Source organism: Niastella soli, assembly GCF_017742245.1.
Taxonomy (GTDB): Bacteria; Bacteroidota; Bacteroidia; order Chitinophagales; family Chitinophagaceae; genus Niastella; species Niastella soli.
This window is the reverse complement of sequence record NZ_JAGHKO010000004.1, coordinates 458,819-474,703: the sequence shown is the minus strand read 5'-3', so window position 1 is coordinate 474,703 and position 15,885 is coordinate 458,819. Positions and strand designations below refer to the sequence as shown.

The window sequence follows — 15,885 nt, the reverse complement described above, 5'->3', positions numbered from 1 at the left end:
AATACCTAAATTCTATAATCCCAATCCTTTTAACCTTATCCTCCTAATCCCTATCAAATGAGCTTTAATTTTATTCGAAATATTTCCATTTCGCTGATCGTATTATCTATTGGTACGCTCAGCTACGGTAAAACACCTGGAAACGACAATAATTCCGGCTCCCGTCGTCAATATAATGCACGGCAGCGGGAAGGCGTCATTGGCGCGAACGCGGCCACTGTAGTAGACAATCCCGCTGATAATTCATTTCACGTATACCTGCCAACATCCTTAAAAGGCAACGAGCGCGTGTGGCTCACGTATGACCTCGATGGGGTGCAGGACTATACAGCAGTTAGCCGCAGCATCAACGACCAGCTATCCACAGGAGGATACCTGGTGAAAAAGAGACAGGGCTGGGCAAGGCAAAAAGAGCAGTTGAATACTTCCTGGTTAAAAAAGGGAGATAACATCATTCGCTTTACATTGCCCGAAGCAGCAGGTTACAGTTATCGCATCAAAAATTTGTCAATAGAAATAGCCGCGCAGGATGAAGAAGCCGGGAAGCTGGTGATAAAACAACCTTCACTGGCCTATTATGGAAACCAGGGGTACATCAGCGGATTTATCAACGGCACCGGAAAGAAAACGACAGTGACTGTTGATGGAAAGGCCGCCAGAGTATGGAAGGGCGCATTTGAGGCGGTTGTTAACAGGCCAGCTGACGCCAAAGGCAACTGGCAATCCCTGATCGAGGTGAGCTATGCAGATGGCAAAAAAAGATCACAGGTTATTCGTTTTACCGATGAACAAAAAGTTGACTACCGGTTTGAACTCGAAGGAGCTGTTGTTCATTCGCAAAAACTATTGCAGCAAAAGCAAGCCGGGTTGCTTACTGCCGGCAACGCCACAATTGTTATTCCCAAAGGGGCGATGAAAGAAGCTGCCCTGGTTTCGGTTACAGCGCTGCGTGCAGTAGACCTGCCTGCTATGGATATGGGCATGGTGAACGTGACCCGGGGGGCAGGTTTCCGGTTTCTGCCTCATGGTACCCGTTTTGCTAAAGGAGCCCAATTGAGCCTTGACTACGACGATACAAAAATTCCCGAGGGATATACAGAGAAGGATATTCGCACCTACTACTTTGATGAGAAAAAAGGGCATTGGATGCCCCTTTCCCGCGACAGCGTATCGGTGTTAACAGGTAAAGTGCATTCAAGGACGTTGCATTTTACCGATATGATCAACGCGGTTATCAAAGTGCCCGAATCGCCACAAGTGGAAGCCTATAATTCCAACTCCATGAAGGGTATTAAAGCGGCAAACCCGAGTGATGCGGTGAATATGATCCAGGCTCCTCAGGCGGGCAGCATGGGTACCGCTTCGCTGGGGTATCCCATCGAGATCCCGTCAGGGCGTTCGGGGTTGCAGCCACAATTGTCTGTTAGTTATAATAGTGGCGCCGGAAATGGCTGGCTGGGAATAGGGTGGGACCTGTCTGTTCCCTGCGTTACCATAGACACGCGTTGGGGCGCTCCCCGGTTCGATGCTCAGAATGAAACCGAGACCTATACCATGAGCGGCGAACAGTTAAGTCCGGTTGCCCACAGAGGCAGCCTGGTGACCCGTTCCGCGGAAAAGCAGTTTTACCCCCGGGTAGAGCAGGGTTTTAATAAGATCATCCGACATGGTAACAGTCCGCTAACATATTGGTGGGAAGTGACCGATAAAGAGGGGACCCGGTTTTTCTATGGCGGTGATCCTGCAACAGGCGCCGACCAGAACTATACCTTAAGCGATGCGGCAGGTAATATTGCGCATTGGGCGTTGAAAAAGACGATAGACCTCCGGGGTAATTTTATCCATTACCAGTATACGAAAGTGACCGATGCCGGCGTGGCAGGTGGTACCGTTATGGGCGTTCAGCTCTATATCAGTAAGATCAGCTATACAGGTTTCAATGGCCAGGATGGAAGATATACCGTATTGTTCAAAAGAGACCGTGAGCTGGATGGACACACCAGTAGAAAAGATGTGACCATTACCGCCAATAATGGCTTCAAACAGGTTACAGCTGATCTGTTGAAACGGATAGATGTCCAATTCGATGGCACCACCATCCGTCATTATGAGCTAACCTATAAAGAAGGTGCGTTCTATAAAACACTGCTGCAAAGCATTCGTCAATACGATGCCGCAGGCAATTTTTTCAACCAGCACAGTTTTGATTATTACAACGATGTGGCATCAGGTAATACGCTGGTGCCGCTGGCCAGTTCCCAAAGCTGGCTTATAGGAGCTGATAATGTGCATGGTCATATGATCACCAATGTCAGTGGGTTTACTGATGAAGCTTCGGCCTTAAGCGGAACGGCCTCGAAAGATGTAAGTGGCGGCGTAACCGTATCGGTTGGTTTGGGTGCCGATGTGAGCAGTAAGATCAATTCAGTGGGTGGGGCTTTTTCCTATTCTCAATCTGAAAGCCAGGGTATGCTGGCGCTGGTAGATATGAATGGCGATGGATTGCCTGATAAATTATTTCTCGACGCTGGCAATAACAGCCTGTACTATCGACCTAACCAGAGTGGCGTAACAGGCAAAACCAGTTTTGGCAACAAAATAGCCATCACCGGACTGAATGTATTCCAGAAAGATAAAACACAGGGATATACCGTAGGGTTGGAGGCCAATGCACTGGGCGGATTAATGGCCGGTGCCAATTTAGGCAAGTCAACCACAAAAACCACGATCTATTTTACCGAAGGCAATGGTGATCAGTTGGTCGATATTGTGAAGGAAGGAACTGTATATTTTAACCATATCGATACCACCACGGGCATCATCACGTTTACGGCAACCAGTACGGGCACACCAAGTCCTGTTTTTGCCGGGGTTGCCATCAGTAAGGACCTGGTTGATGCCGCTGAACTGGCCAATGAACGGCAGGAGGCCATCAACAACAATCCTTTGCAAGATATTGTGAGAATGTGGCAGGCTCCCTACAGCGGTACCGTTAATGTTACTGCACCGGTGCAACTGTTACAAAGCAATGACCCCGACCGCATAGCTACACCGGCAGACGGGGTTAAAGCAAGCGTGCAGTTGAAAGGCACAGTATTGTGGAGTGAGAATATTGCCGCCGATGATTACACGGTGCATCAACCTACAGGGCTGAATGGCCTGCAGGTTCAAAAAGGCGATCGCCTTTATTTCCGGATCGGATCTATAGAAAACGGTTCTTATGATTCGGTGAGCTGGGTTCCCGTGATCGATTATATGGGTCAGGATGGACAGGTGGCCGATGCCAATGGAAAAACATTATACCATTTTGATGCAGCCAAAGATTTTGTGCTCAGCAGTCCCCAAACGCTCACACCGCCCATCAACGGGATGGTGACCATCAGCGGACCATTTAAAAAACCGGTCACTACTGATGATGTGATGCTGGTAATACTGCATACTACATCAACCGGAACAGATACGTTGTGGAAACAAACCTATGCAGCCAGTCAGGCGGTAAACACAACCATTTCCCTGAACAATATTACAGTAAGCAATACCGATCAGTATAGTTTTGTGGTAGCGTCGCAAACAAATATCGACTGGGCAAATACCGACTGGCAGCCTGCTATGACATTTACGGCAGCCAACGATCCCAGTATCGATCTGAGTGTTACGCCTATAAAAGCGTATGCCGTAGCCAGATATTCTATACTGGCCAACATGGTTCAGCTCACTACGCCGTATCTGGTCAACCTGGCTGATACATCCCTGCATACTTTGACAGTGATGCCACAGCTGAGCATCGATCCGTTGTTGTTGAATGGTACCACGGGCACAGGGACTATCTTCTTCTCGGTGAAAGCACCGGGCAAATTATTGGGTAAAGTGAGCATAAAGGTTATAAACGGTGTTATTCAAACCGGTAACTATGCGTTGAATATTGGTGTTCACAACCAGGACAATATTTATTTTGAATACCATGTGCCAAATGATGTATTAGGTGCTGCTATAACAGCGGCTACCGCTACCTTGAGCGGCGACGTTAGTGCTCAGGTAACAGCGGGCATATGGTCGCCCGTGCCGAAAAATGGCCGGGAGGAAGATCTTATTTTCGGCAGTTTCTATCGTGGCTGGGGGCAGTTTGCCTGGAATGGCAACAATGGCTGGGAGGACCAACCAATTGACGAAAGCCAATTAAAGCCGAGTGACCAGATCCAACAAAAACAAGGCGTAGATCCTGACGCGCTTGCCCAGCAGAACGGTGATCAACTCACCCCTTCCCAAACCTATGATCCAAAACAAGACCGTTTCATTATACTGATCGGCAATGCCAACCAGCAACGCTGGAGTGGTTACGACATGCAGGTATTTGTAAAGGGCAACAACATGAGCAGCAGCCGCCAGGGTGCCGATGATGTGAGCCTGTTACAGATCAATGCCGGTAGCGGTACCGGTTCGCCCGCTGTTGACAAAGTGAGCAAAGTGACCAGCATCTCATTTACCGTGGGGGCCAGCGCCGGTGGAATAGGAGGCAGCGCCAGTGTTTCAAACGCTACTTCAAAAACACTTACCGACTTTATGGACCTGAATGGAGACCGCTATCCTGATGTGGTGGGTGAAAAGAACATCCAGTATACCGATGCCAGAGGTGGTTTATCGGGCAGAACAACTGCAGGTGGCGTTATTCAGGAAACAAGTACCAATACCCTTGGTCTCAGCCTCACCGGCTCGTCGTATATCCCAACTGCTATTTTTCGCAAAACACCTTCGGGCGACCAGGTAGTGGATGCCGGTAATGCGCAAACAAATGCGGGTAGCGGCAAGATCAGTATTGGTGGAAATGCAGGTGTGGTAAATGGCACCAATAAAGCTACATTCTCCTATCTGGATATGAACGGCGACGGATTGCCCGATCGCGTTAACCAGGATAATCACCTGGTAGCACTGAACCTGGGTTATGGTTTTGCCGCCGAAGAAGACTGGGGTTTTGATCAAATACAAGATGGATCAAGCAAATCAGTAAGCGGTGGCGGTAGTTTGGGTTTTGTGAAAGGCAACAACAGTATTAACATCGGTTTTAGCTTATCACGCTCAGATAATAATTCAAAACAGTCGCTGCAGGATATGAACGGTGATGGGCTGCCCGACCTGGTGACCATTGGTTCACAGGCGTTGCAGGTAAGGCTTAATACGGGCAATGGCTTTAGTTCAAACGTCATCAACTGGACAAATGCCAATGTATTGGGTTCCAGCAGCAGCTCTACTGAATCGGGCAACCTGGCCTTTACGGTGGGCTTCGTGCTGTTTGGTGTTAAATTCACCATTAACCCCAGTATAAACGTAGGAGATGGGATGAGCCGCGAGCTGATAAAAATGCAGGATGTAAATGGAGATGGATTTCCTGATTATACCAGTTCAACAAAAGACGATAACCTTACGGTAGCACTCTCCACTATTGGCCGTACCAATATGCTGAAAACAGTGAACCTGCCAATGGGTGCCCTGTTCACCATGGATTACAAACGGCAGGGAAATACCTATGCCATGCCCAATAGTATCTGGACCCTGGCGTCTTTGAAAGTGTATGATGGTTTACCAGGCGATGGCCCGGATACCACGTTGACCACTTTTGGATATGAAGGCGGTTACTTCGATCGTAATGAACGCGACTTCTATGGTTTTAAAACTGTATATACAAGAAGCCACGATGCTGCTAGTAACAATGCCGTATACACCATCGCTACCAGTACCCACAGCAATGATAACTATTACATGAAAGGAAGGGTGTTGTCGGAACTCATGCAAAGCGCTGATGGAAAGAAATACAAACAGAAGATCAGTACCTATGAATTGAAAGACATTAATACAGGGGCCGTATTACCCAATTCATATAAGACCGATGATGCAGGTGCTGCTTTTGTTGCCTTGAAAAGAACGGATGAGTTTAGTTTTGAAGGACAGGCACAACCAGGAAAGTCTACCTCTGTTACGTTTGAATATGATACAAAGGGTAATATTATACAGTATACCGATTTCGCAGATGATGGCCCTGCCGATGATATCAGTGCAACGGTTACCTATTACAATATTCCTGACAAATACATTATCAGTTCGCCAAAGTCGATCGTGATAACAGGATCGGGTACTACTTATCGCAAACGCGAAAGCACCATTGATCCCCAAACAGGGGACGTGACACAGATCCGTCAGTTCCTCGATGATGGCAGTGTAATTGCCACGGATATGCAGTACGACAATTATGGCAACCTCATCAGCACTACCGGTGCACCCAATGCAAAAGGACAGCGATTTAAAAATGAGTATGTTTTCGACGATCAGGTGCATCAATTTATCACTAAGGTCTCGAACAGTTATGGATACAGTTCGCAGGCGGTTTATGATTACCGGTTTGGCCGGCAGGTTAAGACCATCGATCTCAATAACCAGGCTGTTACGTACCAGCTCGATGATCTGGGCCGGGTATCACAAATAACTGGTCCGTATGAATTGGCGGCGGGCGTACCATATACCATCCGTTTCGATTATCATCCCGAAGCCGCTATACCCTGGGCACATACTGCGCATTATGATCCGGCATATACGGGCAACAACATGGAAACGGTGACTTTCATGGACGGTTTAGGCCGCCTGTTGCAAACAAAAAAAGATGCCAGCATTTACCAGGGCAAAGGCAAACAGGATAAAGAACAAATGATCGTTTCGGGCAGGATAATTTTCGATGGACTGGGCCGGCAAATAGCCGTGTATTACCCCATTTTGGAAGACAAAGGCACAGAAAGTGTTTTCAATAAGAACTTTGATAATATAACGCCAACCCGTACCACGTATGATGTAATGAACCGGGCGCTTACCATTACCGTGCCCGATGGTTCGGTAACGCGGTATACCTATGGTTTTGGGAACGACCGGCTGAATCAAAACCAGTTCAGTACAAGGACCGAGGATGCGAATGGAAAAATAATGGAACAGTTTACCAGCGTACAGGGATTGGTAACGTCTCAAAGAAGTATTACAGGTAAAGGTGATGTTTGGACCAGCTTTACATTTGACCCCATGAAGCAGCCGGTTTCGGCTACAGACAATATTGGTACTGTTTCAACCATGCAATATGACCTTATTGGACGTCGTATCAGTACCACCCACCCTGATGAGGGCATGACCCGGTATACCTATGACCGGGCTGGCAATATGATTAAAATGGTAACCGCCAATCTGCAAAAAGACAGCGATGCCATTACCTACGAGTACGACTTTAACCGGATAACTGATATCAGGTATCCGCATAACCCCGAGAACAATTTACATAATACCTATGGCGCGCCCGGTGCAGCCTTTAACCGCGCGGGCAAGATCTATCTTCAGGAAGACGCTGCCGGCGCCCAGGAATATTTCTTTGGGCCGTTTGGTGAAACCATAAAGAATGTGCGCACCATCGTTATTCCCAACTTTGGCCGGCGCACCTTTGTGACCCAATGGAATTATGACACCTGGAACAGGCTTACTTCAATGATCTATCCTGACAGCGAAGTAGTGAGTTTCAATTATAACGAGGGAGGACTGTTAGCCTCTATGAGTGGCAACCGGTCTGGAAGCATAACCAGCTACGTACAGCAACTGGGGTACGATAAGTTTGAATCAAGGGTGTTTGCAGGCTTTGGCAATGGTACCCAAACCAGCTATACGATTGACCCGCAACGCAGGCGTTTGGAAAACCTGTTGACCACTACAGGTAACGGCCGGCGTATCATGGACAATGTGTACAGCTACGATAAGATGGATAATATCCTTAGCCTGGTTAACAACGCGCCGGTGCCCGGTAACAAATTGATGGGCGGCGCTACAGAATATAATTATACATACGACGATCTGTATCGCTTGTCTACAGCCACCGGTTATTATAAAGGCCCTAATGAACAGGACCGCTTTAGCCTTACTATGGAATATAATACCGTAGGAAGCATTACCCGTAAGGTGCAAACAAGCGATAAATCGAATGGTCCGGGAGGAAATAAATGGATCCCGCAGAAGAAAATGACCTACGACAACTCCTATTCGTACGGAGCAAAACAACCGCATGCCGCTACGCATATTGGCAGCCAAACCTATACCTACGATGAAAATGGTAATATAACCGGCTGGACTGATGATAAAACAGGCCAGCGGCAAAAAATGATCTGGGACGAAGAAAATCACCTGCGTAGTGTATCGGTGAATGGGCAGCTCAATAGCTATGTGTATGATGCGGCTGGTGAAAGGGTACTAAAGGGACAGGGTTCCGGGCAATCGACGTTTGTGAATGGAAGTCTCAACAGCAGCTCGGGTGGTGTAGGCAATTTCACCGTGTATGTAAACCCATACCTGGTAGTGCAAAGCGGGCAATACTCCAATCACTATTTTATAGGCACGCAACGCGTGGCAACCCGTTTGGAACACAATTGGGACAAGCAGGTATCAGCCGATGATGCTGGCGATACCACCACCTTCACCAAAAAAGAACAACAGCTGCTGAAAAGCATCAGCCGCGACCAGCAAACATTGCAGAACAACGGCAATGCAAATGATGCTGTTACGGGGAAAGATGCGCGGGGCAATAATGGCAATGCCACTGGTATCAATAATAACAGTAACAACAATAACAGCAATGCCGATCCATCCAATAAGGGCAATCATTATGCATACGGGCATTACAAGAATGGCAAGAATGATAACAGCGGTAACAGTGGTAATACCCCCGACGATAACTTCCTGTACTACTATCATCCCGATCATTTAGGAAGCACCGGTTATGTGACCGATGCATCGGGTGAAGTGTATGAACACATGGAATACTTTCCATTTGGCGAAACATTTGTGCAGGAACACAGCAACACCGATCGCACCCCGTATCTTTTCAATGGAAAAGAACTGGATGAAGAAACAGGATTGTATTATTATGGAGCACGGTATTATGACCCCAGAACAAGCTTGTGGCAAAGTGTAGATCCATTGGCGCATAAACATCCGCAATGGTCGCCTTATGCCGCTATGGGTAATAACCCGGTGTTGGTATTTGATGCCGATGGACGGGAAGGAGTACCTGTTACAGAAGGGCTCATTAACAGGTTATTCTGGCCTAAGTTAAAGCCGTCTCAATGGTATTATGTTCATGGTGATAATTCTATCATTGGCTATACAGATCCTGAATCATTTTCTAAAGCTGCAAACTACAATACTTCCCATGGAAATGCCTGGGCTTATACAAGCATCAGCGAAAGAAATAATTATTATTCATGGGCCGATGAAAAGTTAGCAGGTAAAAGCAAATGGTTTGCGGCCGCGGCCATAGTGACCCAATGGAATGCGGTAGGTGCTGCGGAAGGTATTAATATGTGGTATTTGTCCGATGCTGCCGACGATTTCCTGTCGAAAGGGAATAAGTACCTGTTCAGTCACAATATGGACAATGCCAAAGGCCTGATAGCAGGAAATCTCGATAAAAACTTTACCGATGCCAACGGTGCGAAGGTATCACTGAAAGGCCTGAGCGGAAAAGCGCTGGATTATGCATTGGTTCAGTTTGAGCAAACAAAAGTGCAGGATTTTATTAGCCAATATCAGAAAGAAAACCCAGGGGCGGATATGAAAGCGATCATGAAATCAATAAATGGTTCAATGGGAGCCGCATTTGCCCCCAGTGCAATAAAGAAAGTAATGGAAGATTATTTTGAAGGCGGCAAGACCTTTAACTTTGGGAATTACAACGACCGGGTGAAATTAGGTCAGGCGTTAATTGACCAGCTTTACGAAAAAAAGAAAAAATAAAAAGTATGTCTGTACTAAGGTGTGTCCTCTATACGATCCTGTTAATGCTGATTGAAACAGTGATCTGTATTGTACTATTAGAGTGTGCGTTATTTTTTGTAAAATACAAAGTAGATTCCTGGCACATTGAGAAAGCGGTGCGGGATGGGCTTGAGATAAATGCCATGCGGTTTATATTCTACTATCTGTTCTATATTATACTTTTCTACTTTTTGGTAAATGCAAAAAGATGGAGAAATAGATTGTTACAGATTGCAGTAGTCAATTGCGGGATCTACATAGTTCTTTCTTTATTCTATGGTTTACTTTTGCCTGGTGGCACTGATTATTTAACAGCTAACTTTTTTTATTTTCTGATTGCCGCTACTTTTATTAGTCCGTTTTTATTGGGCAGAAAAGTTCAGCAAAAACTGGTAACAAGAGCATAAGACGAACTAAGTTATAGGATCAAATTGCAGGTATAAATGGCCCCAATCGACAATTGGGGCCATTTCTTTCGCTGCCCCTTGCTATAATGATTGAGTCTGCTTTCTGCCTGTCAATTGACCTTCAATCGATAATAGTGTCCTGGTTTTTCACTTATATTCGGCTGTTTTAATACATTTGTTGTGATTCCCAGCCTTCTTCTCTTCCTACCTCTATTAAAGCAATACAATAAACGCTCTGTTTAGAAGACTTACTATTAACTGTTAACTGTCTTGCTATGACTTGCAAACTATTTGCATTGAGGCACAGGGTTATTGTGAGCATTGCCGATGCTGTCAGGTATGCCCGCTGACAAGATTGAAAAAATAGAACTGATCACCACACCGCCGGTTGACACGTTAACAGGTTGACACATTGGTAATGTGGTGGCAGGGTCTTACCCGACGATCGGCTTCATTTTTATAATACCTCATAGATTTCAATGGGTAAATTGTCCGGGTCGTTAAAGAACGTAAATTTTTTACCGGTATATTCGTCAATCCGGATTGGTTCTGCAGTAATATTTTTTGATTGTAAGAATGCAATAGACTGCTCAATGTCTTTAACCCCAAAGGAAATATGCCTTAAACCTGTTGCTTCGGGACGTGATGGTCTTTGGGGTGGGTTGGGGAATGAAAAAAGTTCAATTAAGTATTGTCCATTAAGGGAAAGGTCAAGTTTATAAGAATCTCTTTCCTTGCGATAAACTTCGTTGTCAATTTTAAAGCCTAAAACGTCCGTATAGAAACGCTTCGATCTTTCGTAGTCAGAACAAATAATGGCTACATGGTGTAATCTTTCAATTTTCATGTTGTCTGTGTAGGAATTTTTTTTCTAATGCAAACCTATTGTCTTTTTCCTGGAGGAAGAGAATAAGTTTGATCAGTCCGGAAGTGACCCGCCGAATCCGCAGCCTTTCCTGATCAACTGGTCAACTGATCAACCTGCTTTTCCTGATCAACAGGTCAACTGATCAACCTACTTCCTGTGTCAACGTATTAACATGGCTGCAGTCTGTTGCCAGGTATACCTTTTCCAGGAATGTGATGTTTTGTCAAATACAAATCTGCAGGTTGGAATATAACCAAGCGTTCCACCACAACTGATCAGGAAGTTTGAATTTACGGGAGTTAGCTTACCATTTACAGTCTTAACCTTGGTGATCTGTATGACCCAGCCACCAATGTCAATGTTGATAGTGTCCTTCAATTGGGTAACAGATAAATTCTCCAAAGAGCCGCTCCGGTCCTCCGTCTTGACGAATGCATCCAAAGCCTGCTCGTGTGTTACATAACAGAGGGTAAAACTCTTGAAGTGTGTTTTTAAGTTCTTTGTTAATTCGCTTTTGAGCATATACATGGTGCCCGGTTTGTAATAATCGGGCTCTGTACTGTCGATGCGGTTTATAAAGTCTGTATAATAGTACTCAATTGTTTCGTTAGAAAAGCTGTCGATCAATGACTGGGGATACTTTTGTGCGTGTGTTGGTTTACACAGTAAAAGTGTTATGATGAAAGTAACTATGAATTTCATTGCAGGATTATTGGCTGAATAAGGCAAATCCTTGAAATATCATTTCTGATTTCCCTGTTCCCGTTTATTATATACTTAGTTAGGATGCTTGATAGTACCAAATTTTATGAAAGATATAAAATTTACGGTTATTCGTCCAGTTTAATAGATCTTTAAATTGGCATAAACTAAAAACGCTCCGTAAAGCATTTTACGAAGCGTTTCTTATCGCCGTTTTTAAAAATATCATAAACCATCATTTAGGCATGGCGTAATATTACTTGACATGCGTTACGTTAGCAGCCATCAATCCTTTAGGTCCATGTTGTATCAGGAAGGTTACTCTATCGTTTTCCTGGATGGGTGCCGATAGGTCATTGGCGTGAACAAATATACGTTCACCTGTTTCTGCATCAATAATAAAACCAAATCCTTTTTGTGTGTTAAAAAAGGAAACTTTTCCCTGTCTGGGTAGATCCGGTTCCCTGTCTTCGCCTTTAGGTACACTGATCTGAATGTCTTCCTGACGGAACGTTTTGATCTTCCTTGGATCAGGTGGTCTGTCAGTAAGATTGCCATTTTCATCTAAATAAGCCATCATGTCTTCCAGGCTGCTGCTTTTTGCATTAGCCTTTCTTTCTTTCATCTTTTCTCTTTTGTCTTCTTGCTTTTTTACGCGCTGTTTTTCGCGTTCTCTTTTTGCAAATGTGTCTTGTGATCTTGCCATATTTAATTTTTAGTGATTCCTGTTGAACAGGAAATATTATTTAAAGCCACTCATCAGACGTGTTAACCAACGTCATTTAACATACTCGGTCCTTGAAATGCTTTCGAAGAAAGGAAGCATTTGATATTCGAATTTCAGAAGTACTTATGACCTAACCTTACTAAGTGTTGTGAAGAATCAAAACAGGTGCAGGCGGAGAATAAGAACACAAAGGTACAAATAATAAATCAGAATACCGCAGGTGTAAAGGTAATGGCGTGATAGTCAATGTGCTGCCTAATGCCTTGTCAATCAATGAATACCCTGGCCGGGGAAGGAATTTAACAAATAGCATGGTAACAAGCCAAAATAAAGCCCTATCTTTGCATCGTGAACACAAGTTCTTCATCATTCGGTTAGGAATAGTCTTAATTCTTACACTTCACCGGTAACAATTTTTCTTCTCTTTACGCTTGTTGGGTCCTTTTTCACTTTTTAATCAAATTATATATTCAAAAGTTATCTGTAATTGCCTTCCAGGCAAAAGTACTATGGCATTCAAAGAACTAAATCTAAATACATCCCTGCTGAAATCATTAAATGAACAGGGATACAGCAATCCTACATCTATTCAGCAACAGGCGATACCGCATGTGCTGGCAGGCCGCGATGTGTTCGGTTGCGCCCAAACGGGAACCGGCAAGACTGCCGCTTTTGTTATTCCTTTACTGCAATTAATGCAGGAGGAGCAAAGAAAAACAACACTTCGTACGTTGATCATTGCGCCTACGCGTGAGCTGGTACTCCAGATCACGGATACTGTACGGGCACTTGCCCGGCATACCGGTCTGAGATTTGCCCCTATTTTCGGCGGTGTTCCTCAGCATTCTCAGGTACAACAGATCCGGGCGGGGCTCGACATCCTGGTGGCTACCCCTGGTCGTTTACAGGATTTGATGCAACAGCGGTTACTCTCGCTTAATCAGATCAAATACCTGGTGCTGGATGAAGCCGACCGCATGCTCGATATGGGTTTTGTAAGAGATGTAAAGCAGATCATCGCCAAACTGCCGGCCAACCGGCAAACACTCTTTTTCTCAGCTACCATTCCGCCTGATATCAGGCAATTGTCAGCCAGTTTGTTGAACAACCCGGTTCAGGTACAGGTGGCCGCCGTTTCATCGGCCGCGCCTAAGATCGACCAGTTGATCTATCATACTGAAAAGAAACACAAGTCAGCCCTGCTGCTGCGTTTGCTGGCATCGGAAGAATTGGAATCTGCCATCGTGTTCACACAAATGAAACATACGGCCGACAGGCTGAGCCGCTTCCTGAATGAATCAGGTGTGCAGGCTGCTCCCATTCACGGCAATCGTTCTCAGGGCCAGCGCGAGATGGCGTTGAAAAATTTCAAGGCTCGCAAGTTGCGGGTATTGGTGGCTACCGATATTGCAGCGAGAGGAATTGATATCGATAAGCTCGGTCATGTCTTCAATTTTGATCTGCCGCAGGTGGCAGAAACATATGTGCACCGGATCGGTAGAACGGGTAGGGCCGGCGCAACAGGAACTGCTTTGTCGTTTTGTTCCCCGGAAGAAAGACCATTGCTCCGGGATATTGAAAAGCTGATCAAAATGAAGATCCCTGTCGTTGAAGACACCACAGGATTTGTAGAGAAACCTAAAAACGCACCTGCTAAAAAGCAGCCTGCTCAGAAGTACCGGCCGCAGACACGATCTCATCGCAATAATAGCACAAAAAAAAGAGCAGTAACGTATTAGACTAACTGTTAAGAAACATACTCAAAACGCCTCGTGATCAATATTGCGAGGCGTTTTTATTTAAGGTGGGTCATCTGCCAACTGGCGGACGGCTCACCTTATCACTTAACGCATATACCAGGCAGGCACCCCACTGAGGCGGGGCGCCATGATGAGAGATATAGTGACATCCTTGTCAAATTATAGTGACATCCTTGTCAAATTCTTTCCAGATATACTAAAACAGGCCATTTACCCGGTCAGAATTGCATAGGAATTGCATAAGAATTGCATAGGAATTGCATAGACTATGTAATTCTGATGCAATTCTGCTGGAATTCTGGTGGAATAAGTATCGGTTATCGGGTATATCTGAAGTAAATTCGACAAGGCCCCGGTTCAATTTGTTCGGGTCTTCGCTATATCTGCACTAAGTCTTGTTCGGGTCTGGTTTGGCTTTTCCCAGGGAAAACCGGGTGCTTCCCCAGAGAAGACCAAAAGAAATCCCGAACAAAAATGAGTAAGCGTGCTATTAAAAAGCTGTCTTTCAACTATGTATAACCTTTAGGTGAGCATGCGGGCATTACAACTGACTGATAGTCAATTTTTATTATGTTGGAAAGAAAATCCGGTGGAATGAAGTCCCATGCTTATTCGAGCAGCATGCTAAAATTTCAGCCCGCAACAGTTGTTCTTAACGTGCTGACTTTTAATGTTTAAACTTATTATTTGGGGCGGGGGAATTTCAAAAAAATAATACAACAAATAGATGGATGTGAAATGTAATATCTATTATTGTGCAGCGTTTCGTTTTTATTAATGTGTTTTACCCTATAACCAAAACTGGTTCGACCTCTATGCGGCCTCAAATCGTACTACACGTTGATGATGATCCCGACGATCGTTTTCTGGTTAGCTCCGCTATTAACAGTATTAATCCTTCCATAAAGGTATTAGAAGCCGAAAATGGGCTAAAAGCAATCGACATATTGAGGAAGGCCAGAATTGCCGGTGAGTTACCCTCTTTGGTTATTTTGGATTTTAATATGCCATTGATGAATGGAATGGAAACTTATAAAGAGATCAGAAAACATCCTGAGTTCGGTTCAATTCCTGTAGTTCTTTTGACAACGTTTAAAAGCAGGCGGGAAGACGAATATTGGAATGATGAAAGTGTTGCAACATTTACCAAGCCTGCCACTTTTAATGAGCTTACAACAGACATTAAGAAAATATTGAGTTACTGCCATCCATATTCTATTTAGTTTTTCAATAACGGATACTTGCCAGTGAAAAGCATCGTTCATCAGTTCAGATCCAGGACGATCATTTAGATGCTTTGCAGGATTCCAGGGAAATGCCAACTATCTCCTTTATGATCTTTCGGTAATCATTCAACGTATAGGGCTTTTGATAACATTTAAAAGCGCCCAGGGGATTCTCTGGAGACTCTGGTCGTATGACCACTTCCAGACCACTACGCTACAGTCCGACAGCCTCTCTACTACCATCCCCGGCGATAATAAGTCGTAGGTACACTTCCTGGTTGTTCATAAAAAATTGTAACTAAAGGAGTTTTATGACTATTGTCCTAAAAAACCAGCTGAATGGGTTGTAATTTTGCCCACGACTTTAAGA

At 44.9% G+C, this 15,885-nt stretch carries 7 protein-coding genes; 4 read left to right on the top strand and 3 right to left on the bottom strand.

From position 1 onward, the window contains the following. Window positions 1-57: 57 nt before the first annotated feature. On the top strand, window positions 58-9,804 hold the full coding sequence (locus J7I42_RS16825; RefSeq protein ID WP_209140005.1) for a SpvB/TcaC N-terminal domain-containing protein: 9,747 nt from the start codon (window positions 58-60) through the stop codon (window positions 9,802-9,804). Between the two features lie 5 nt (window positions 9,805-9,809). Next, window positions 9,810-10,232: a hypothetical protein gene (locus J7I42_RS16820; protein WP_209140004.1), complete on the top strand. Its 423-nt coding sequence runs from the start codon at window positions 9,810-9,812 to the stop codon at window positions 10,230-10,232. Between the two features lie 457 nt (window positions 10,233-10,689). Here J7I42_RS16820 and gloA2 read toward each other — a convergent pair whose 3' ends face one another. The 3 genes from gloA2 to J7I42_RS16805 form a co-directional block, all read right to left on the bottom strand. After that, a complete protein-coding gene (gene gloA2 / locus J7I42_RS16815) occupies window positions 10,690-11,079 on the bottom strand; it encodes an SMU1112c/YaeR family gloxylase I-like metalloprotein (protein WP_209140003.1) in 390 nt (129 codons plus the stop codon). Window positions 11,080-11,259: 180 nt separating this feature from the next. After that, window positions 11,260-11,802 carry a hypothetical protein gene (locus J7I42_RS16810; protein ID WP_209140002.1) on the bottom strand — a complete coding sequence of 181 codons (543 nt, stop codon included), beginning with the start codon at window positions 11,800-11,802 and terminating at the stop codon, window positions 11,260-11,262. Between the two features lie 256 nt (window positions 11,803-12,058). Beyond that, a complete protein-coding gene (locus tag J7I42_RS16805) occupies window positions 12,059-12,508 on the bottom strand; it encodes a cold-shock protein (protein ID WP_236065510.1) in 450 nt (149 codons plus the stop codon). A gap of 530 nt (window positions 12,509-13,038) precedes the next feature. Here J7I42_RS16805 and J7I42_RS16800 point away from each other — a divergent pair. Both J7I42_RS16800 and J7I42_RS16795 read left to right on the top strand, forming a co-directional pair. Continuing rightward, window positions 13,039-14,268 carry a DEAD/DEAH box helicase gene (locus J7I42_RS16800; RefSeq protein ID WP_209140001.1) on the top strand — a complete coding sequence of 410 codons (1,230 nt, stop codon included), beginning with the start codon at window positions 13,039-13,041 and terminating at the stop codon, window positions 14,266-14,268. Between the two features lie 836 nt (window positions 14,269-15,104). Then, window positions 15,105-15,512: a response regulator gene (locus J7I42_RS16795; RefSeq protein ID WP_209140000.1), complete on the top strand. Its 408-nt coding sequence runs from the start codon at window positions 15,105-15,107 to the stop codon at window positions 15,510-15,512. Window positions 15,513-15,885 lie beyond the last annotated feature (373 nt).

Bases quoted from the DNA above. Each gene is read 5' to 3' on its own strand.
- J7I42_RS16825 (WP_209140005.1), top strand. From the start codon at position 58: ATGAGCTTTAATTTTATTCGAAATATTTCCATTTCGCTGATCGTATTA.
- J7I42_RS16820 (WP_209140004.1), top strand. From the start codon at position 9,810: ATGTCTGTACTAAGGTGTGTCCTCTATACGATCCTGTTAATGCTGATT.
- gloA2 (WP_209140003.1), bottom strand. From the start codon at position 11,079: ATGAAAATTGAAAGATTACACCATGTAGCCATTATTTGTTCTGACTAC.
- J7I42_RS16810 (WP_209140002.1), bottom strand. From the start codon at position 11,802: ATGAAATTCATAGTTACTTTCATCATAACACTTTTACTGTGTAAACCA.
- J7I42_RS16805 (WP_236065510.1), bottom strand. From the start codon at position 12,508: ATGGCAAGATCACAAGACACATTTGCAAAAAGAGAACGCGAAAAACAG.
- J7I42_RS16800 (WP_209140001.1), top strand. From the start codon at position 13,039: ATGGCATTCAAAGAACTAAATCTAAATACATCCCTGCTGAAATCATTA.
- J7I42_RS16795 (WP_209140000.1), top strand. From the start codon at position 15,105: ATGCGGCCTCAAATCGTACTACACGTTGATGATGATCCCGACGATCGT.